This is a genomic window from Streptomyces sp. NPDC091280, from assembly GCF_044768565.1.
GTDB lineage: Bacteria > Actinomycetota > Actinomycetes > Streptomycetales > Streptomycetaceae > Streptomyces.
The window spans coordinates 555,557-575,039 of sequence record NZ_JBIVUZ010000003.1 but is presented as its reverse complement, the minus strand read 5'-3'; the positions used below and the strand labels follow the sequence as shown (position 1 = coordinate 575,039).

Here is a 19,483-nt window from a genome sequence, read left to right as displayed (position 1 = left end):
TCGTCGAGCGGCAGCGCCTCCTCGTCCCCGAAGTCCGGGGCCTGGAAGGGGTTCGTCGCCGGAGGGGGCGGTCCCGCGTGGACACGGCGGGTCGCCCCCTCCGGGGCGGAGAACAGCGAGGTCGGTTCGATGAGAGGTCTCCCGTTCGTTACAGGCCGCCAGGACCTGGTGTGCCGTGACCGGGCACTGCGGTCCTACAGCTTGCTCATCTTGGCGTACGGGCTCAGGATGCGCTCCTGGACCGACCCGAAGTCGACGAGCACCGCGATTCCGTCCTCGATGCCGATGACCCGGCCGAGGCCGTACATGTCGTGTGTCACCTGGTCGCCCACGGCGAAATGCTTGGGGGCCGCCGCGGCCGGTGCCTTGAAGGGACTGGTGGGCAGATAGCGCTTCGGTGCAGCTGGCTTAGTCATTGCTTCCAGTATGGGCCCAGACACGCGTCTCGCTGAGGCCGTCCACATCGCTTGTTCATCACAACCTGGTGGACGAACGGTCCGACGATCTTGCCGAGAGGGCCGTCCCGCACGAACGCGAGGGGCCCCGGATCACTCCGGGGCCCCTCGACGATGTGCACTCGGCAGGATTCGAACCTGCAACCTTCTGATCCGTAGTCAGATGCTCTATCCGTTAAGCTACGAGTGCTTGATTTTTTCTTGTTCTCCTTCGCCGGTCCCGGCCCTTTCGGCCCGCTCGCGGCGACAGGAAGAACATTACATGACTGCCGCCGCCATGTGAAATCCGTTAGCCGTACCCCTTGTGAGCTGCGGAAACGGCCTCAAAACGACCTTGTGTACGACCGAAGCCCCGGTCGGTTCGACCGGGGCTTCGGTTGGGGTGCGGAGGCGGAGGGATTTGAACCCTCGATGGGATTTGCGTCCCAAACCGCATTAGCAGTGCGGCGCCATAGACCGGACTAGGCGACGCCTCCAGCAACGACCTCCCGCGCGAGCGCGAGTGGTGCGTGCAGATGATGACACAGACGAGCGGGGTGCCACCAATCGCGACCTACGGTACTAGGCAGGCGGGCCGCAGGGCAAAGCCGTTGATGCCGGCCGCCGGGTCCGCATCGTCCGCGGGCGGCGGGCGTTAGTCAGGTCATGTTGCAGGTCAACCGTCTCCTCCTGATCGCCGCCGCGTCCGCCGCCACCCTCGGCGCACCGGCCGCGGCGCCCGCCCTCGCCGCCCCCGCGACCGCCCGCACCCTCGCGCCGCCGCCCGTCCGCGACGAGGACCGGTCCGGCGGCGACCATCTCACCGTCACGGTCCGGCACGCGGGCGCCGCCGACGGCACGCACGAGTTGTACTGCCACCCCGGCGGCGGCACCCACCCGGACGTGACCGGCGCCTGCGCGGCCGTCGGCCGGGACACCCGGTGGGGGAAGGACCCCTTCGCGCCGGTCCCCCCGGACAGCATGTGCACGATGATCTACGGCGGTCCCGCGACCGCCCACGTCACCGGCACCTGGGCCGGACGCCCCGTGGACACGACGTTCGACCGGAGCAACGGCTGCGAGATCTCCCGCTGGAACCGGATGGTGCCGCTGCTGCCCGACCTCGGCCGGTAGGGGGCCGACGACGGTCGGTCACACGTTCTACGTCACTTCACCGTGCGACCTCCCTCTCATCTCACTCCGCGAGCACAAGGAGTGCCCTTAGACTCCCTCGCGTGACACGTCGCGGGCCGGTTGGCAAGATGGCCTCCGCGGTCGGCAAGGTGCGGTAACAGGGAGGAAGCGTCTCGTGAGCAGCAGGCCATCCCGAGGCGCTGCTCGCCTCGCAGCCATACTCGACGCGCTCCCGGACGCGTTGGTGCTGGTCAACGCCAACGGAACCGTCGTCAACGCGAACACCATCGCGCTGGAGGCCTTCGAGGCGCCCGGCACCGCGCTCGTCGGACGCGGACTGCTGGACCTGCTGCCGGAGTTCGACTCCCGGCTCATCCCCGGTTCCATGCGGCGCCCCGACTCGATGGACCCGCGCGGCCGGACCAAGCCGACCCGGATGATCGCCCGCCGGACCGACGGCTCCGAGTTCCCGGTCGAGGTCACCAGCGCCAACCTCGAAGACGGCCAGCAGGCCTACGACGGCTACGGCTACACCGCCGACGAGCTGCTGATGCTCGTCGTCCGCGATCTCTCCGGGACCGTCGACACCGAGGCGGAGCTGGCCCGTTCGCAGCGGCAGACCGAGATGATCCTGCGGGCCGCCGCCGAGGGTGTCGTAGGGACGGACACGGACGGGCGGGTCGTGCTCGTCAATCCGGCCGCCGCGCAGATCCTCGGGTACCGGGCCAGCGATCTCGGCGGCAAGGAGCTGCACACGCTGGTGCTGCACTCGCGGGCGGACGGTTCGCCGTTCCCGTACGCGGAGTCGCCGCTCGCCGACACCCTGCGGTCCGGGCGCAAGCACCGGGTGCGCGGGCAGGTGCTGTTCGCCAAGAACGGGGACCGCGTCTCCGTCGACCTGACCACCGCGCCCGTGCGCGACGGCGACCAACTCGTCGGCGCCGTGATGACCTTCACCGACCGGCGGCCCTACGACTCGCTCGCCGAGGAGAAGGAAGCCGCCGACAAGCTGCACCGCGACGAGCTGGAGCGGATCGACGAGGAGCACGCCTCCGAGCTGACCGCGCTGCGCCAGAAGCACATCACCGAGGTCGAGGCGCTCCAGGAGCAGCACGAGGAGGAGCTCGCCGCGAACGGGGAGCGGTACGCGGCCCTCGGCGAGCGGGAGAAGGACCGGTACGAGGAACTCGCCGCGCGGCACGACCAGTTGCTGACGCTGCTCGGGCGTTCGCTGCGCGGCCCTCTCGACGAACTGCGCCGGGAACTGGCCGCGTTGGCCGCCGACGACGCCGGTCAGCTGTGGCCCGAGGCCAATCAGGTCCTTCACCACCTGTCGGCCGGCTACTCGCGCATCACGCAGCTCATCGACAACGTGCTCGGCTATCAGCGGCTGGAGACCGGGGCCGAGGACATCGCGCGGACGAAAGTGATGCTGGACGCGGTCGTCGCGGCCGGTGTCGACGGGGCCGTGGAGCTGATCGGGCCCGGCCGTGTGCAGTTCGCCGTGCACGCGCCGCCCATCGAGGCCGAGGTCGACCCCGCGCTCCTCGCGACCGCGCTCGCCCACCTCGTCGCGGATGTCGCCGGCGTCGACGCGACCGGCAACTCGCCCGCGTCGGCGGGCGGTTACATGGACAACACGGTCGTCGTGGCGGCGGCGCAGCGCGGTGAGGTCGTACGGATCGAGGTGCGCGGGCCGTACGCCGGGGGAGACCCGGTGCACGAGCCGATCGTGCGCGGGATCGTGCGGGCGCACGGCGGGGTGCTCCAGACGCACGACGTGCCGGGGATGAGCGGCAGCGCGTATGTGCTGGAGGTGCCGATCGGGGGCGGGGCGGGAGCCGTCGCGGCTCCGGCCGCGACCGGCGGTGCCGAACTCGCCCTGCCCGAGCAGGCCGGCGGCACCAGCGGGCGGCGCCGGGCCCGGCGGTCGTCGGTGGACGCGTTCCTGGAGAGCGAGGTGCCGGACGGCTCCTCCGACGACTCCGGCGGCGAGGCCGCGGTGCCCACCGGGCGGCGCAGAAGGCGCGCGGGCGAGGAGTCGGTGGCGGCCGTGGAGGCGGGCGGCGACGCTTCGTCCAGCGGTACGGGACGACGGCGCGGGCGGGCGGCCGAGGGCGGCGGCGACAGCGGTGACGGTTCCGAGGGTGACGCGGGCGGTGTGTCCGAGGGTGCCGTGATGACGGCGGCGGAGCACGCGGCCGGGACGGCGGCCTCGGGGACGGGGCTGGGTGGCACGGTGCCGCCGCAGGGTGTGCCCGCGCCGGGGCCGGGTGGCGGCGGCGAGCAGCGCCAGGCGTTGCCGGCCGCGTTGCCCGCGGGCGGGCCCGCGGGGGGCACGGTCGACGGCTCCGACAACGCCGGTGGCTCCGACGGCTCCGACGGCTCCGGTGACGAGGACGGGCAGCCGACCGGGCGTCGTAGGCGCGCCCTGGCGGCTGCGGCCGAGCGGGCCGCCGCGCAGGAGGCGGGCGCCCGGACGGTGTTCGCGCTGCCGCCGGCCGAGGCGGACCGGACGCCGGAGACGGACGCGCCGGTTCCGGTTGTCCCTGGGGTGCCGGTCTCTCCAGGAGTGCCGGTCGCTCCGGGGCAGGTCGCCGGTGACGAGGGGCGGCACGACGCCGTTCCGCACGACCAGTCCGACGACCACACTCCGCCGCAGCCGCATCCCGCGAGCGCGCCCACCGGGCGTCGGCGGCGGGCCGTGGCCCAGCCGCAGCAGCCCGCCGAGGGCGCGGTGGTTCCGGCGCAGGGCGGGGCCGTACCCGCGCTGCCCGGACAGAACACCGGGCAGCCGGCCGCCGCCGTGCAACTCGCCCCCGCGCAGGGCCTTCCCGCCCCGGGACAGACCTCTGGGGCCCAGCCGTTGCCGCTCCCGGTGGAGGCGGCCCCCGGTCAGGGCATCCCGGCGCAGGCGGCGCTGCCGCAGGGCGCCCCCGGCCAGCCGGTCTCACCTCAAGGAGTCCCCGGACAGGCAGTCCCCGTGCAGGGACTTCCGGCACAGGGACTTCCCGGACAAGCACTTCCCGGACAGGGGCTTCCGGGGCAGGGACTTCCGGGGCAGGGGCTCGCGGGTCAGCCGATTCCGCCGCAGGGCATTCCCGCTCAGGTCGCCCCGGCCCAGGCCCAACCCGGCGCGCCCGGTCAGCCTGCCGCGCCCGGTGCGCCCGGTGCGCCCGGTGCGCCCGTACCTGCGCAGGCGCTGCCCGCCGCTCAGCCGGCCCCGGTCGCGACCCCGGCCCCGGCCCCCGGCACCCCCGTGCCGGCCAACGGCGCCGACCCCGCCGTAGTCCCGAACGCGCAGCCGGTCCCGCAGCCGGGCGTGCCGGAACCGGCCGCTCCTGTCGCCGCGCAGGCCCGGGTCGCGCAGCCGTTGCCCGCCGAAGCGGGTGGTGTCGATCCCAACTCCACTCAGGGGCGGGCGATCAGTGTGCGGACGTTGGGGCAGGGCGTGCCGTTCACGCGGCAGGCGGCCCAGGTCCAGCAGCCGACCGCCACGCCTCCGCCGCACGCGCCGGGTGGTGGCGGGCGGCGGCGGAAACTGGGGACGCGGCCCGATGCCGGTAGCGCCGGGTCGGCGCGTCCGCATCCCCAGGGTGAGCCGGCCCAGCCCTCGATGGCCGGGCAGTCGCGGCTCGCGCCGATCACCGAGGGCGCCGGACGGTCGTACGCCATAGGAGCACCGGACGAGAACGCGGCCGAGGGGCCCGAGCCGCTGGACGGGCCGGGCGGGGCCGTGGAGATCGCGGACACGCCGAGGCCGCAGCCGCTCGACGACGAGCTGCCCCCCGAGCCGCTCGACAACCCGCGCCGGCTGCTGGTGTGGCCCGCGCCGGACGTGACGACCACGCAGGCGCTGAGCGACCGCGGGTACCGGCCGGTCATCGTGCACTCGCGCGAGGAGGTCGACGCGCAGATCGCGGCCTTCCCGGCGGCGCTGTTCGTGGACCCGTTGACCGGGCCGATCACGCGTACCGCGCTCCAGTCGCTGCGGCAGGCGGCGGTCGCGGCCGAGGTGCCCGTGCTGGTCACGGCGGGGCTCGGGCAGGCGACGCGCGAGGCGGCCTACGGCGCCGATCCCGCCGTGCTGCTGAAGGCGCTGGCGCCCCGGGACAGTGAGCAGCATCCGCCGCGGGTGCTGCTGATCGAGGAGCACGCGGAGATCGCGCTGGCGCTGACCGCGACGCTGGAGCGGCGCGGGATGCAGGTGGCGCGGGCCGCGAGCGACGCGGACGCGGTGACGCTGGCGGGGCAGTTGCGGCCCAACCTGGTGGTGATGGATCTGCTCCAGGTGCACAAGCGGCGGGCCGGGATCGTCGACTGGCTGCGGGCGAACGGGCAGCTCAACCGCACCCCGCTCGTCGTCTACACGGCGGCCGTGGACCAGGCGGACCTGCCGCGGCTGGCCTCCGGGGAGACCGTCCTCTTCCTCGCCGAACGGTCGACGAGCACGGAGGTCCAGTCGCGGATCGTGGATCTGCTGGCCCGGATCGGCACCAACTGAGCCCGTATGTTCTGGATATTCGGGACCGGAACTAGACGTTCAATACGATTCGATACTAGATGTAATCAGCCGTCGTGAACCGTTGACGGTCGGCGTACCCCTGTCGAATATGAGTCGGGCCGCACCAGAATTACGGTGCCCGAGCACAGGGGGAAATGTGACCACAGCTGCATCACGGAATCCCGCCGACCAATCCGGTGACTCCCCACTGGTTTTACCGACGGGGACGGTCGTGAACGTCAGCACGCTGAAGAAACCGCAGAAGATCACCGGCTATCGCCTGGTCAAGGAACGGGTCCAGTACAGCCTTGAGGGACAGCTCGACCCCAAGGGCGAGATCGTGTGGTTCCCGTCCTGGAACCTCAGGGTGGCAGCGCCGGTCAGCACCGGAGCCGCGCAGGAGCCCGTCCGGCCGAGCGCGGCGCGCAGGGAGCACGTCCTGACCACCGACTCGCAGGTCCCGGAGTCGGAGCAGATCTCGAAGAAGACGCCCGGCGGACTCCGCAAGGAATTCGACGAAGAGCGGTCGCGGATCTGGAAGAACAATCCTCCGAAAGTCTCCGACCCGCAGTACGCGGCAAAGAACGACTATTCGAAATTCGCACAGATCGTCACCGAACCGCCGGCCGTCACGGAAACCGGAATCGTCCTGCACTGTCAGATCCTGTGCAATCCGGAACACATGGCGAAACCACACGACCTCGTCCCGGTGACTCTGGAGATCCAGGACAACACGGTGCTCGACCGCATCGCGCTGCTCGAACCCGGAAAGGGCACCAACGGCAACGTCTGCGACTTCGAGGTGGCCTACACCTACGAGCAGTTGGCGCAGCTGCTGAAGGCGACCGTCCCGTCCGGCCTCACCGGCGGGGAGCTGCGGGACTGGTTCGTCAGGGAGTACCCGCAGCTCGGCGTGAAGGCGGAGTGGCTGACCGCGCAGACCGCGGGCGGCACCAACGCCCCGAACCACTTCAGCGGGGGCATCAAGGGCAAGGGCGGCTCCGGCAAGGTCAAGCTGCGTCCGCTGACCGAGGACGAGCTCAAGGCGGCCGAGCGGGTCCGGCTCAGTGACTGGAACGCCGGCGAACGGCTGCGCTCGGACCGCGCGGTCTATGTGAAGTACCGCGATGTCCTGCGGCCCGGCGAGGAGATGGCGACCGGCATCGAGGCGGAGGCCGAGTACGACGTCGGCAAGGACGCGCACGCCGCCGCCCTGGCCGCGATGGCCCGGCTGCTGGGCGACCAGGACGCCCGCGACGACATGGGCATCCTGGAGATGAAGCGGCTCGACGACAAGATCACCACCGACACCTACTACGACACCGCGGCCAAGGACCTGCTGAGCCGGGGCATCGGGCTGCGCCGCCGGCACTGCGAGGGCGACGCGGAGGGCACGTTCCTGTTCTCGGTGAAGGGTCGCAGCACGGAGCACGAGCACGAGCGGTTCCGGCTGGCGGCGCAGACCCAGCTGCTGCTGGACCCGGTGTCCCCGGTGCAGGGGCCCAGGGTGTGGGAGCTGTGCCGGGACACCATGACGGACAATCCGTTCGCCCGCGTGGTGGACGACGCGCTGACGCGCTCGACGCGGCCGACCTCGTGGCGCGAGAACTGGCGGCTGGAGGTGGCGCTGGTCGTCAGCTCCACCCGGATCAAGTACAGCGTCGAGCTGCGCAACGGCACGACGGTCGAGTTCAGCGCCGACACCGCCACCGCGACCTGGGGGCAGCGCTCCAGCACGCGCTACTGCGTCGAACTCGGCGTCGGCCACCCGGGACTGGTCGCCGCGGACTCGGCCGGCAGCGGCTCGTCGACCGGCACCATGATGCGCTACACCCGTCCGTACCACGTGCCCGAGGACCTGGACAATCCCGCCTTCGTCCGCAAGTCCGACTTCGTGCAGTTCGCCACGCTGCGCGGTCTGCTGGTGCCGTATCTCTTCGGCCGCAAGCCGGACGAACTGACGCTGGGCGGCAACAAGGCGATCACCCTCGCCAAGGATCTCGGGCTGCTGACCTGAGACGTCCCGCGCACACCACGTACGACGGGCGGGGTGCCGTGCCGCGGCACCCCGCCCGCTCCTGTGTACGACCGCCCGGTCAGAGCCGGGTGACGTCCAGGTCGCCGTCGGCGTAGCGCCTGCGCAGGACCTTCTTGTCGAACTTGCCGACGCTCGTCTTCGGGACCGATTCGACGATCGTCCAGCGTTCGGGGAGCTGCCACTTGGCGATCTTCCCCGCGTCGGCGAGGAACGCGCGCAGCGACTCGAAGTCGGCGGTGGAGCCCTCCCGCAGGACGACGGTCGCCAGCGGACGCTCCCCCCACTTCTCGTCCGGTACGGCGACCACGGCGGCCTCGGTGACGTCCGGGTGGGACATCAGGGCGTTCTCCAGGTCGACGGAGGAGATCCACTCGCCGCCGGACTTGATGACGTCCTTGGCGCGGTCGGTGAGGGTGAGGAAGCCGTCGGGGGAGATGGTGCCGACATCGCCGGTCTTGAGCCAGCCGTCCTCGCTGAACTTGTCGGCGGGGCGCAGGGGTTCGGCGTCGGGTCCGTTGTAGTAGGCGCCGGCGACCCAGGGGCCGCGTACCTCCAGCTCGCCCGCGGACTCGCCGTCGAAGGGCAGCCGCTCGCCGCCGGGTCCGGTGAGGCGGGCCTCGACGCTGGCCGGGAAACGGCCCTGGGTCAGCCGGTACGCGAACTCGCGCTCGGTGCCGACCGCCTCGGCCGGTGGGCGCGAGACGGTGCCCAGCGGGGACGTCTCCGTCATGCCCCAGGCGTGGCAGACCCGCATGCCGAGCCGGTCGAACGCCTCCATCAGCGCGGGCGGGCAGGCCGAGCCGCCGATGGTGACCTGGGTGAGGGAGGAGACATCGCGCGGCCTGGCGGTCAGTTCGGCGAGCAGGCCCTGCCAGATGGTGGGCACGGCCGCCGCGTGCGTGGGGCGTAGGCTCTCGATCATCTCGGCGAGCGGGGCGGGCTGGAGGAAGCGGTCCGGCATCAGCATGTTCACGCCGGTCATGAAGGTGGCGTGCGGCAGACCCCAGGCGTTGACATGGAACTGGGGCACGACGACCAGGGAGGTGTCCTGGTCGGTGAGGCCCATCGACTGGGTCATGTTGACCTGCATGGAGTGCAGGTAGATCGAACGGTGGCTGAACACCACGCCCTTGGGGTCGCCCGTGGTCCCGGAGGTGTAGCACATGGCGGCGGCCTGGCGTTCGTCCAGCTCGGGCCAGTCGTACGTGGTCGGCTTGCCGGCGATCAGGTCCTCGTACTCGTGCACGCGTACGTGGGTGCCGTCGAGGGGGGTGCGGTCGCCGGGTCCGGAGACGACGATGTGCTCGACCGTCGGCAGCTTGGGCAGCAGCGGGGCGAGCAGCGGGATCAGCGAACCGTTGACGATCACGACCCGGTCGGCCGCGTGGTTGACGATCCACGCCAACTGGTCGGCGGGAAGACGGAGGTTGAGGGTGTGGAGCACCGCGCCCATGGCGGGGATCGCGAAGTACGCCTCGACATGGACGGCGTTGTTCCACATGAAGGTGGCGGTCCGCTCCCCGTCCACCACCCCCAGGTCCTCGTGCAGGGCGTGTGCCAACTGGGCCGCGCGGGCACCGATCTCCGCGAAGGAACGGCGTTCCGGCTCCCCCTCACCGGTCCAGCTGATCACCTGCGATGTTCCGTGGACCGTCGACCCGTGGGTCAGGATCCTGGAGATCAACAGCGGTACGTCCTGCATGGTGCTCAGCACGGCGTCCTCCCGGGGCGACATTGCCTACGCGGTAGTAAGGGTTGCGCTGATTCTGCGCACATACCGCACGGTATGTCACTAGGACCGGGTGATCGATCACGTCACGTTGCCACGGACTACCGGACCAGGACCAGTTCCGGGTCCTCCCGCAGCTTGCCCAGCGCCCGCGACACCGCCGACTTCACCGTGCCCACCGACACCCCGAGCACCTCGGCGGTCTGGACCTCGCTGAGATCCTCGTAGTACCTGAGGACGACCATCGCCCGCTGCCGGTCCGGCAGCTTCGCGATCGCCCGCCACATCGCGTCGTGCAACGCCTGCTGCTCGGCCGGGTCCTGCGCGCCACCGCACGGCTCCGGCTCGGGCAGCTCGTCGCACGCGAACTCGTCGACCTTGCGCTTGCGCCACTGCGAGGTCCGGGTGTTCAGCAGCGCCCGGCGCACATAGCCGTCCAGCGCCCGGTGGTCCTCGATCCGCTCCCAGGCGACGTACGTCTTCGTCAGCGCGGTCTGCAACAGGTCCTCGGCGTCGGACGGATTCGAGGTCAGCGACCGCGCGGTCCGCAGCAGCACCGGCTGCCGGGCCCTCATGTACGACGATAACGAGGGGTACGTGAGCGTGGCGGCGCGGGATGCGGCGCGGGCGGCGGGATGTACGGCGGGGCGGCTGCCGGGCCGGGTCGTGGTCCGAGCGTCGGCCCGTTCGGCGGCCTGTGCGACGGCGTTCGAAGCGCTGGTGCAGACGGCTGTGGTCATGGCTCCACGCTATGAGCGAGGGCCGCTCCGGCGGATCGGCCGCAGGTCCCGAAGGGGACTCCGCCTCAGGTTGTAGTGGTGGGGCTGTCTCCACCTCCTGAAGGTGGACGAGGGGCCGGGACGTACTGCGGGTTTACCCCTGGGGGCTCATCCCCGCGCGCCGGGAGCGGTGAGCACCAGCCCCGAGGTCGGCACCCCGGTCCCCGCCGTCACCAGCACCCGTCCCGCGTCCGTTATCTGGTTCACCGCCGTGCCGCGCAGCTGCCTGACCCCTTCCGCGATCCCGTTCATCCCGTGCAGATACGCCTCCCCGAGCTGACCCCCGTGCGTGTTCAGGGGCAGCCGCCCCTCGGCCACCAGGTCCCCCGCCTGCCCCCTTGCGCAGAACCCGAACTCCTCCAGCTGCATCAGCACGAACGGCGTGAAGTGGTCGTACAGGATCGCCACGTCCATGTCGTCCGGGCCGAGCCCCGCCGTCCGCCACAGCTGCCGCGCGACCACGCCCATCTCGGGGAGGCCGGTCAGGTCGTCGCGGTAGAAGCTGGTCATCTGCTCCTGCGCCCGCCCGGCGCCCTGGGCCGCCGCCGCGACGACCGCCGGCGGACGCGGCAGGTCACGGGCCCGCTCCACCGAGGTGACGACGATCGCCTGCGCGCCGTCCGTCTCCTGGCAGCAGTCCAGCAGCCGCAGCGGCTCCACTATCCAGCGCGAGGCCGCGTGCTCGGCGAGGGTGATCGGTCTGCCGTGGAAGTACGCGGCCGGGTTCGTCGCCGCGTACGCCCGGTCCACGACCGCGACCCGGCCGAACACCTCCGGCTCAAGCCCGTACGTGTGCAGATACCGCTGCGCCGCCATCGCCACCCACGACGCCGGTGTGAGCAGCCCGAACGGCAGCGACCAGCCGAGCGCCGCGCCCTCCGCCGAGGGCTCGCGATGGGTCACGCCGGAGCCGAACCTGCGGCCCGAACGCTCGTTGAAGGCGCGGTAGCAGACCACCACCTCGGCGACCCCCGCCGCGACCGCCAGCGCCGCCTGCTGGACGGTCGCGCAGGCCGCCCCGCCGCCGTAGTGGACCCGGGAGAAGAAGGACAGCTCACCGATCCCGCAGGCCTGGGCGACGGTGATCTCCGGGTTGGTGTCCATCGTGAACGTCACCATCCCGTCCACGTCCGCCGGCGTCAGCCCCGCGTCGTCCAGCGCCGCCCGCACCGCCTCCACGGCCAGCCGCAGCTCGCTGCGCCCCGAGTCCTTGGAGAACTCCGTCGCCCCGATACCGACGATCGCGGCCCGTCCGCCGAGCGAGTCGCGGCTGCGGGCGCTCATGCCCCGGCCTCCGTCGTCCCCGGTACGGCGACCGAGACCACGACCGTGCCGGTGACATGCCGGCCGATGCCGTTCGTCCCGAGCACCCGCACCGTCGCGGTGCCGCCGTCCGCCTCCTCGATCCGCCCCGTCAACACCATGGTGTCGCCCGGGTAGTTGGGGGCGCCCAGCCGTATGGCGACCTTGCGCAGGACGGCCCGCGGCCCGAAGTGGTCGGTGATGTAGCGGCCCACCAGGCCGTTCGTCGTCAGGATGTTCATGAAGATGTCGGGGGAACCCTTCAACCGCGCCAGCTCCGCGTCGTGGTGCACGTCCTGGTAGTCGCGGGAGGCGACGGCCCCGGCGACGATCAGCGTGCGGGTGATCTCGATCTCCAGCGGCGGCAACTCCTCACCCGCCCTCATGGCCGCACCTCCTCCTCACTCACGATCAACTCCCCCAGTTCCTGGAGCACTTCGGCCCCGCAGCCGAGATACGCGTCCAGCTGCCGGCCCCACAGGAAGTGCCGGTGGACCGGATGGTCGAGGTCGGCGCCCGCGCCGCCGTGCAGATGCTGGCCGGTGTCGACGACCCGCCGGCCCGCCTCGGACGCCCACCAGGCCGCGGTCAACGCGTGCGTGCCGTACGGCAGTCCCGCGTCGCGCCGCCAGGCCGCCTCGTACGCCGTCACACGGATCGCCTCGATGTCCATGTACGCGTCGGCGGCCCGGAGTTGGACCGCCTGCCGGGTGGCCAGCGGACGCCCGAACTGCTCCCGGGTGCCGGTGTGCGCCACGGCCCGCGCGAGCGAACCCGCGGCGACTCCGGCCTGGAGACCGGCGAAGGCGGTCCGGGCGGTGGCCAGGACGTCGGCATGGGCCTCCGGCCCGCCGAGCCGCTCCGCCGCCGCGCCGTCGAGGGTCAGACGCCCCGCCGCCCAGGGCGCCGTGAGCTCGACCGCCTCGATGTGCGGGGCATCGGCGACCGCCGTGAGCCACAACTCGCCCTGCCGGTCGGCGACAAGGACATGCGTGGCGTCGCGCAACCAGGGCACGACCGGGACCACACCGGTCAACTCGCCCTGCGCAGAGGCCCGTACGGCCCGCACATCGCGCGTTTTTCCTACGGCCCGCACACCCCCCTGCGCCGGAAGCGCCCCGCACACCACCACCGAACCGTCCCCGATGCCCGGCAGCAAGCGCTCCCGCTGCTCGGGCGTACCGTGCGCCGCCACCGCCAGCAGCCCGTACACGCACGTCGACGCGAAGGGCACCTGGGCCGTCGTCCGCCCCTGCTCCTCCAGGAGGAGGACGAGCCCGAGCAGCCCCAACTCCTCCACGGCGCCCACCAGTCCGGCGCCGCACAGGGCCTTCCAGAGCTCGGGGTCACTGCCCGTGCCGGCCGCGGTGAGCCGCTCGGGCGTCGCGAGGTCCCCGAAGATCCGGGCGGCCAGATCACGGGCCGCCGCCTGTTCCTCGGTCGGGGTGAAGTCCATGTCAGCCCACCCCGCCCTCTCGGCCTTCCAGCACCCGGAAGACGGGAAGCACCAGCGGATCGTCCCCTTCGTCGTCGTAGCGCCGGAACTCCAGCCGCACCGGCAGCCCGACGCGCACCTTGTCGTAGGGCACCCCGACCACATTGCTCACGATCCTTACGCCTTCGGCGAGTTCGATCAGACCGACCGCGTAGGGAGGGTCGAAGGCGGGGAAGGGCGGGTGGTGCATGACGACGTACGAGTAGACGGTCCCCTCGCCGCTCGCCTCGACGGTGTCCCAGTCCAGGCCTCCGCAGGCGTTGCAGCCGGGCAGCCAGGGGTGGCGCGGTGTCCCGCAGTCCGTGCAGCGCTGGATGAGGAGCTGGTGCCGCGCCACGCCTTCCCAGAAGCCGGCGTTGTCGCGGTTGACGACGGGACGGGGGCGTCGGGCGCGAGCCGTCCCCTCCCCTGATCGCCTGTTCTGCCTCTGTCGCGCGGGCGCGTACTTGAGGATGCGGAAACGATGGGTGCCGACGAGGTCCCGGCCCACCCGCACGTCCATCCGTGTGGTGACGAAGTACCCCGTGCCCAGCTTGGTCGTCTTGCGGTCGGAGACCGACTCGATCACCGCGTCGAACGTGACCTCGTCCCCCGGCCGCAGCGGCCGTAGGTACTCCTGCTCGCAGTCGGTGGCGACCACCGAGGTGCAGCCCGCCTCGTCGAGCAGGTCGAACAGTTCGTCGTAGGCCCCCGTACGGCCCGAGTGCCCGGAGAGGCCGCCCATCGTCCAGGCCTGGAGCATGGTGGGCGGGGCGACGGCGTCCGGGCCCGTGTACGCCGGATTCGTGTCCCCCATCGCCTCGCACCAGTGCCGGATCATCGGCTCGTTGACGGGGTCCTTGCCGGTGCCCGCGACAGCCGCGGGACGCCCTTCGTACGCCTTGAGCCGCGCGCCCAGCTCGTCGACCACCGCACTCGCCACCGCGCTCACTCCCGACTCGTCGGTCACCGCCGCCCCCTGGTCATCCCGAGCCGCATCGTGGCGACGATCTCCCGCTGCACCTCGCTCACCCCGCCCCCGAACGTGTTGATCTGCGCGGCCCGGTTCAACCGCTCCAGCTCACCGTCCCCGAACACCCCCGGCGAACCCGAACGCACCAGCCCTGCCAGGCCTGTTGATCCGTTCGGTCCTGCCGTGCCGGCCGCTCCGGCGATGTGCTGGCACATGCGGTACACGGCCACCGTCGACTCGGTGCCCATCACCTTCACACCGCTCGCGTCGCCGGGCGCCAGCCGGCCCGCGCCCACGTCGCCCACCAGACGCCAGTTGAGCAGGCGCGTCGCCGCCAGCCGGGCGTGCGCCTCGGCCAACTCCGCGCGCACCCACGGCTCGTCGGCCGCTCGCCGTCCCGTCACGGGGTCGGGTGTGCGGGCGGCGGTCAGCGCGGCCGTGTAGAAGTCCTCGGCCTGCATGCCGGTCGCGGCGAGGGCGACCCGCTCGTGGTTGAGCTGGTTGGTGATGAGCGACCAGCCCTCGTTCTCCGCGCCGACCAGGTTGGCCGCCGGGACGCGCACGCCGTCGTAGTACGTGGCCGTCGTCCGCTGCCCGCCCACCGTGTCGATCGGGGTCCAGGAGAAGCCGGGCGCGTCGGTCGGGACGAGGACGATCGAGATGCCGCGGTGCTTGGGGGCCTCGGGGTCGGTGCGGCAGGCGAGCCAGATCCAGTCGGCGTTGTGGGCGTTGGAGGTGAAGATCTTCTGCCCGTCGATCAGCCAGTCCTGGCCGTCCCGTACGGCCCTGGTCCGCAGGGAGGCGAGATCCGTGCCGGCCGACGGTTCGCTGTAGCCGATGGCGAAGACGAGGTCGCCGCGCAGAATGCCCGGCAGCAGATCGGCCTTCTGCCGCTCGCTGCCGTACTTCATCAGCGTCGGCCCCACGGTGTTCAGGGTGACCATCGACACGGGCGCGTTCGCCCGGTAGGCCTCGTCGAAGAACACGAACTGCTCGTCCGCGCCCCGCCCTTGGCCGCCGTACTCGACCGGCCAGCCGAGCCCGAGCCAGCCGTCCGCGCCGATCCGGCGCAGGAGCGCCCGCTGACCCCGAGGGTCGTCGGCACCTGGTGGCCCGTCCGGCATCAACGCGGCGAAGTAGGAACGGAGTTCGGCGCGCAGTCGCAGCTGGCGGGGGGTGGGGGCGAGGTGCACGGCGGCGGACCTCCGTGTCGTCGTACGGACGATGGTTTCTGACTGTCCGTCAGATGCCGTGGACTGTCAAGGTCGTTACCGAACGGGCGGCGGACGGGCGGGCGGACGGCAGACGAGCACGGCGGGCGCGGTGGGTGTGGCGGGCGGGCGCGGTGGGTGAAAAAACGTCTGCGCGGCGGCACCGAAGCACCACCGCGCAGACGCGTCACGACCCCACAGAGCACACCTCACACAACTTCACACACCCTCGGGCGCCCCCCGCGCATCCCCGCGCGGGAGGCGCCGGGCGCGGCTACCAGAAGTTGGCGAAGTTGACGGCGACGTTCGAGTTCCCCTGGTTGATGGCGGTGAACGCGGACCCGTTGACCTGGGCGGTGTTGCTCTGGTTCGAGGCCCCCGAACCCACCGCCTGCTGCTGTGTGGTGGACGAGTTGCCCTTGTTGTCGTGTCCGACCCCGCTGCCGCTGACGGTCGCCACTCCCGCGTTCGATCCGTTGCCCGCGATGGCGCCGTCGCCGTTGTCCGCCGCCGCGACGCCGGTGAAGAGGACGGCTGCCAGCGGGAGGGCGGAGAAGGCGGCGATGACGCGAGCGGTACGGATGCTTGCCATGTTGTTCCTCCAGAACAGGGTGCGTAGCGGCTTCCGGGCCGAACGCACATGAAGTACGGCTTCAAGTACGGCTTCTACCAGGGCAGTTGGCCGACCGCCCCGGTGTGGTGCACGACGTCGCGAGACCAGAGTTGCCCACCGAATCCCCGGCGAACCAGGCCGGAAGCGTTTATTCCCCCTGAAGCGTGATGACAAGTCGATAAACCCCTTTGACCGCCGGGAAGCCGCAGTTGAGGGCACTAAGGACACCCGCCCCCGGGCCGCACAAGAGGCGAAGCGTTCCGGCACATTCGTGGCCGACCACCCCATCCCGGGCGCGCCGCCGTCACCCCCTCTTCCCTTTTTCGAACACTAGTACGACCATAGAGTCATGGCCACCATCGACCGGCAGGCCACCACGCTGGCCCTCGCACACGCCCTGTCAGCCGCCGAACGCGGACTGGCCGTGATCCCCCTGTCCAGAACCAAACTCCCGGCCCTGCGCTCCCCCCACCGCGCCGCCACCGACCCGGCGGGCGCGGCCTGCCACGGCGAATGCGGACTCCTCGGACACGGGGTCTACGACGCCTCCACCGACCCGGCGCGCATCCGCGAACTCTTCGCCGCCGCACCCTGGGCCACCGGCTACGGCATCGCGTGCGGACTCCCGCCGTACCACCTGATCGGCATCGACCTGGACACCAAGTCCGGTACGGACTCGTCCTCCGCCCTGCGCGAACTGGCCCTCCGTCACCTGTTCACGATCCCCGAGACCGTGGTCGTCCTGACCCCCAGCGGCGGCCGTCACCTCTGGCTCACCGGCCCGCCCGACGTCGTCGTCCCCAACTCCGCGAGCCGGCTCGCCCCCGGCATCGACATCCGGGGCGCCGGCGGCTACCTCGTCGGCCCCGGCTCCCGCACGGAACACGGCTTCTACGGCGCGGCCCCCGCCACCGCCCACCTGGCACCGGCCCCGTGCCCGCCCTCGCTCCTGCGCCTGCTCCTTCCCCCACCGCGCACCAACCACCCGACCCCCACCTCGACCGGCCAACACGGCCAGGGCCTGGTCCAGTTCGTCCTGGCGGCCCACGAGGGCCAACGCAACACCCGCCTCTTCTGGGCAGCCTGCCGCGCCTACGAGAACGACATCGGCCCGACACTCGTAGCCCCCCTGATAGAAGCGGCCCTGACCACAGGCCTCACAGAACGCGAGGCCCGAGCGACGATCGCCTCGGCGGCCCGGATGACGGGGCGGAGGCCGTAGGGGGGAGGCCGTAGAGGGGGAGGGGCACGGGGTGCAGGCCGTAGGGCCGGGCGCAGGCCACGCGAATCGGCACGCGTAAGGGGCGCCCTCAATTGAGGACGCCCCTTACCAACTCCGCGGTGGGTGTGGGATTTGAACCCACGGTGACATCGCTGCCACGACGGTTTTCAAGACCGTTCCCTTAGGCCGCTCGGGCAACCCACCTGTTGCCCCGTCCACCAGGGGTGGAGCGGGTACAGCGTACCGGCATCGTGGGGGCGTGGGTGGCGTGGTTCCGGTCGGTGTGCGGGGGGTGCCGGGTCAGTTGTCGCCGACTCGGGATCCCAGGGTCAGTTCGGTGGTGTGCTCCGTGCTGCCGCGCTTGTAGGTGATCGTGACCTTGTCGCCCGGCTTGTGGGTCCAGATCTCGCCGATCAGGGTGGGGCCGCTGTCGATGACCGAGTCGTCGAGCTTGGTGATGACGTCGCCGGCCTTGAGGCCCGCCTTGGCCGCAGGGCCGCCCGCCTCGACCGCGGAGGAGCCCGTGGTGATCGTCGCGCCCGCGGTGCTGTCCTCCAGGGAGACGGAGGCGCCGATCTTGGCGTACACCGGCTTGCCGGTCTTGATCAGCTGCTGGGCGACGTACTTCGCCTGGTTGATCGGGATGGCGAAGCCCAGGCCGATCGAGCCGGACTGGCTGCCGCCGCTGAGGCCGCCGCTGCTGGTCGACTGGATCGCGGAGTTGATGCCGATGACCGCGCCCTGGGCGTCTAGCAGCGGGCCGCCCGAGTTGCCGGGGTTGATGGACGCGTCGGTCTGAAGCGCGCTCATGTAGGACGCCTTGCTGGTGGAGCTGCCGTCGCTGGAGGCCACCGGGCGGTTCTTGGCGCTGATGATGCCCGTGGTCACCGTGTTCGACAGGCCGAAGGGGGCGCCGATGGCGATCGTCTCGTCGCCCACGGCCACCTTGTCCGAGTCGCCGAGGGTGAGCGGCTTCAGGTCGCTGGGGGCGTTCTTGAGCTTGATGACGGCGACGTCGTAGCCCTGGGCGTGGCCGACGATCTCGGCGTCGTACTTCTTGCCGTTCGGGAAGGTGGCCGTGAGCTTGCCGCCGTCGACCGCGTCGGCGACGACGTGGTTGTTGGTGACGATGTGGCCCTGGGTGTCGAAGACGAAGCCCGTGCCGGTGCCGCCCTCGCCGCTGGTGCTCTCGGCCTCGATGGTGACCGTGCTGGGCAGGGACTTGGCGGCCACGCCGGCGATGGTGCCCGGGTCGCGCTTGACGGAGGCGCTGCTGCCGCTGTCGGCGGAGACGGTGGTGGAGTTGTTGTTGTCGTCGTTGTCCTTGGCCAGCGTGTAGCCGAGGCCGCCGCCCAGGCCGCCGGCGATCAGAGCGGCGATCAGGACGGCGGCGATGAGCCCGCCGCGCCCGCTGCCGGACTTCTTGGGCGCGGGCTGCTGCTGGTACGCGGCGCCCCAGCCGCCCGTGCCGTCACCGCCGTAGCCACCGGCGCCGGCCGCACCGTCGCCTCCGTAGCCGCCCACGCCCTCGCTGCCGTACGCGGCCGTGCCTCCGTCGCCGTACGCGCCCGTGGCCGCGCCCGCGTCGGCGTACGACGGGGTGGCGGGCGGGGGCGGCCAGGCGGCGTCGGGAGCGGATCCCGTGCCCTGGTGGGGGCCGGGGGCCTGCGGGCCCGGTGCCTGGGGCGGGGCGCCGTACGCGGGGGGCTGCGGGGCGCTCGGAGGCACCGGGGGGAGCTGCGTGGTGGGCGCGCCCCCCTCGGACGCAGCCGCCTGCGGGGAAGCTGCGGGAGATTCCACCGGCACAGGAGGTGCAGACGGGGCCGGGGGTACCTCAGTGCCCTCGTTCTCGGTGCTCACAGCTCTTCTCCTCGGTCCACGGCTGTTGTTCTCGGAAGCATGCGGTCACACTCGTTCACGCTTGTCGACGGTCCGGCGCGAAACAGCTGTGCTGGTGCTTTTGTATGCCGTCAGCTTTTCCCACCGGACGTCAGGGCACCATAAGCGGTGCCTGTGGGTCCATGGCGATCCTTTATAAGCGGTCATCACCACCGAAAAGCCGCATACATA

General features: G+C 71.7%; 14 protein-coding genes and 3 tRNA genes. 4 read left to right on the top strand and 13 right to left on the bottom strand.

The window, feature by feature from the left end:
- Positions 1-194 precede the first annotated feature (194 nt).
- The 3 genes from ACIQPR_RS12635 to ACIQPR_RS12625 form a co-directional block, all read right to left on the bottom strand.
- On the bottom strand, positions 195-416 hold the full coding sequence (locus tag ACIQPR_RS12635) for a hypothetical protein (protein WP_019073270.1): 222 nt from the start codon (positions 414-416) through the stop codon (positions 195-197).
- A gap of 156 nt (positions 417-572) precedes the next feature.
- Positions 573-645 (bottom strand) — tRNA-Arg (locus ACIQPR_RS12630).
- A 195-nt stretch (positions 646-840) separates the two neighbouring features.
- Positions 841-931, bottom strand: a tRNA-Ser gene (locus ACIQPR_RS12625).
- A gap of 169 nt (positions 932-1,100) precedes the next feature.
- Here ACIQPR_RS12625 and ACIQPR_RS12620 point away from each other — a divergent pair.
- The 3 genes from ACIQPR_RS12620 to ACIQPR_RS12610 all read left to right on the top strand — a co-directional run bounded on the left by ACIQPR_RS12620 (position 1,101) and on the right by ACIQPR_RS12610 (position 8,089).
- Complete coding sequence (locus ACIQPR_RS12620) at positions 1,101-1,568, top strand: SSI family serine proteinase inhibitor (RefSeq protein WP_403646075.1); 468 nt, start codon at positions 1,101-1,103, stop codon at positions 1,566-1,568.
- Between the two features lie 175 nt (positions 1,569-1,743).
- On the top strand, positions 1,744-6,072 hold the full coding sequence (locus ACIQPR_RS12615; RefSeq protein WP_403646072.1) for a PAS domain-containing protein: 4,329 nt from the start codon (positions 1,744-1,746) through the stop codon (positions 6,070-6,072).
- A 232-nt stretch (positions 6,073-6,304) separates the two neighbouring features.
- Positions 6,305-8,089: a hypothetical protein gene (locus tag ACIQPR_RS12610; protein ID WP_403646070.1), complete on the top strand. Its 1,785-nt coding sequence runs from the start codon at positions 6,305-6,307 to the stop codon at positions 8,087-8,089.
- 79 nt (positions 8,090-8,168) lie between these two features.
- On the opposite strand, the gene ACIQPR_RS12605 is transcribed toward ACIQPR_RS12610, so the two are convergent.
- The 8 genes from ACIQPR_RS12605 to ACIQPR_RS12570 form a co-directional block, all read right to left on the bottom strand.
- Positions 8,169-9,845 (bottom strand): long-chain fatty acid--CoA ligase, encoded by a 1,677-nt coding sequence (locus tag ACIQPR_RS12605; RefSeq protein WP_403646067.1) that lies wholly within the window; start codon positions 9,843-9,845, stop codon positions 8,169-8,171.
- Positions 9,846-9,940: 95 nt separating this feature from the next.
- On the bottom strand, positions 9,941-10,579 hold the full coding sequence (locus tag ACIQPR_RS12600; RefSeq protein WP_403646064.1) for a SigE family RNA polymerase sigma factor: 639 nt from the start codon (positions 10,577-10,579) through the stop codon (positions 9,941-9,943).
- Between the two features lie 147 nt (positions 10,580-10,726).
- On the bottom strand, positions 10,727-11,902 hold the full coding sequence (locus ACIQPR_RS12595) for a lipid-transfer protein (protein WP_403646061.1): 1,176 nt from the start codon (positions 11,900-11,902) through the stop codon (positions 10,727-10,729).
- Positions 11,899-12,306: a MaoC family dehydratase gene (locus ACIQPR_RS12590; protein WP_403646058.1), complete on the bottom strand. Its 408-nt coding sequence runs from the start codon at positions 12,304-12,306 to the stop codon at positions 11,899-11,901. The genes ACIQPR_RS12595 and ACIQPR_RS12590 overlap by 4 nt, the downstream gene beginning before the upstream one ends.
- Entirely contained in the window at positions 12,303-13,376 is a 1,074-nt protein-coding gene (locus ACIQPR_RS12585) for an acyl-CoA dehydrogenase family protein (protein WP_403646056.1), read from the bottom strand. The genes ACIQPR_RS12590 and ACIQPR_RS12585 overlap by 4 nt, the downstream gene beginning before the upstream one ends.
- A 1-nt stretch (position 13,377) precedes the next feature.
- Entirely contained in the window at positions 13,378-14,364 is a 987-nt protein-coding gene (locus ACIQPR_RS12580; protein WP_403646053.1) for a bifunctional MaoC family dehydratase N-terminal/OB-fold nucleic acid binding domain-containing protein, read from the bottom strand.
- Positions 14,361-15,560 (bottom strand): acyl-CoA dehydrogenase family protein, encoded by a 1,200-nt coding sequence (locus ACIQPR_RS12575; protein ID WP_403646050.1) that lies wholly within the window; start codon positions 15,558-15,560, stop codon positions 14,361-14,363. Before ACIQPR_RS12575 ends, ACIQPR_RS12580 begins: the two co-directional genes overlap by 4 nt.
- Positions 15,561-15,852: 292 nt before the next feature.
- A complete protein-coding gene (locus tag ACIQPR_RS12570) occupies positions 15,853-16,170 on the bottom strand; it encodes a hypothetical protein (protein ID WP_403646047.1) in 318 nt (105 codons plus the stop codon).
- Positions 16,171-16,540: 370 nt separating this feature from the next.
- Here ACIQPR_RS12570 and ACIQPR_RS12565 point away from each other — a divergent pair, with 370 nt between their 5' ends.
- Positions 16,541-17,413 (top strand): bifunctional DNA primase/polymerase, encoded by an 873-nt coding sequence (locus ACIQPR_RS12565; protein WP_403646044.1) that lies wholly within the window; start codon positions 16,541-16,543, stop codon positions 17,411-17,413.
- A 117-nt stretch (positions 17,414-17,530) separates the two neighbouring features.
- Here the strand turns inward: ACIQPR_RS12565 and ACIQPR_RS12560 are convergent.
- Both ACIQPR_RS12560 and ACIQPR_RS12555 read right to left on the bottom strand, forming a co-directional pair.
- Positions 17,531-17,617 (bottom strand) — tRNA-Ser (locus ACIQPR_RS12560).
- A gap of 96 nt (positions 17,618-17,713) precedes the next feature.
- On the bottom strand, positions 17,714-19,273 hold the full coding sequence (locus tag ACIQPR_RS12555) for a S1C family serine protease (protein ID WP_403646041.1): 1,560 nt from the start codon (positions 19,271-19,273) through the stop codon (positions 17,714-17,716).
- Positions 19,274-19,483: the final 210 nt, after the last annotated feature.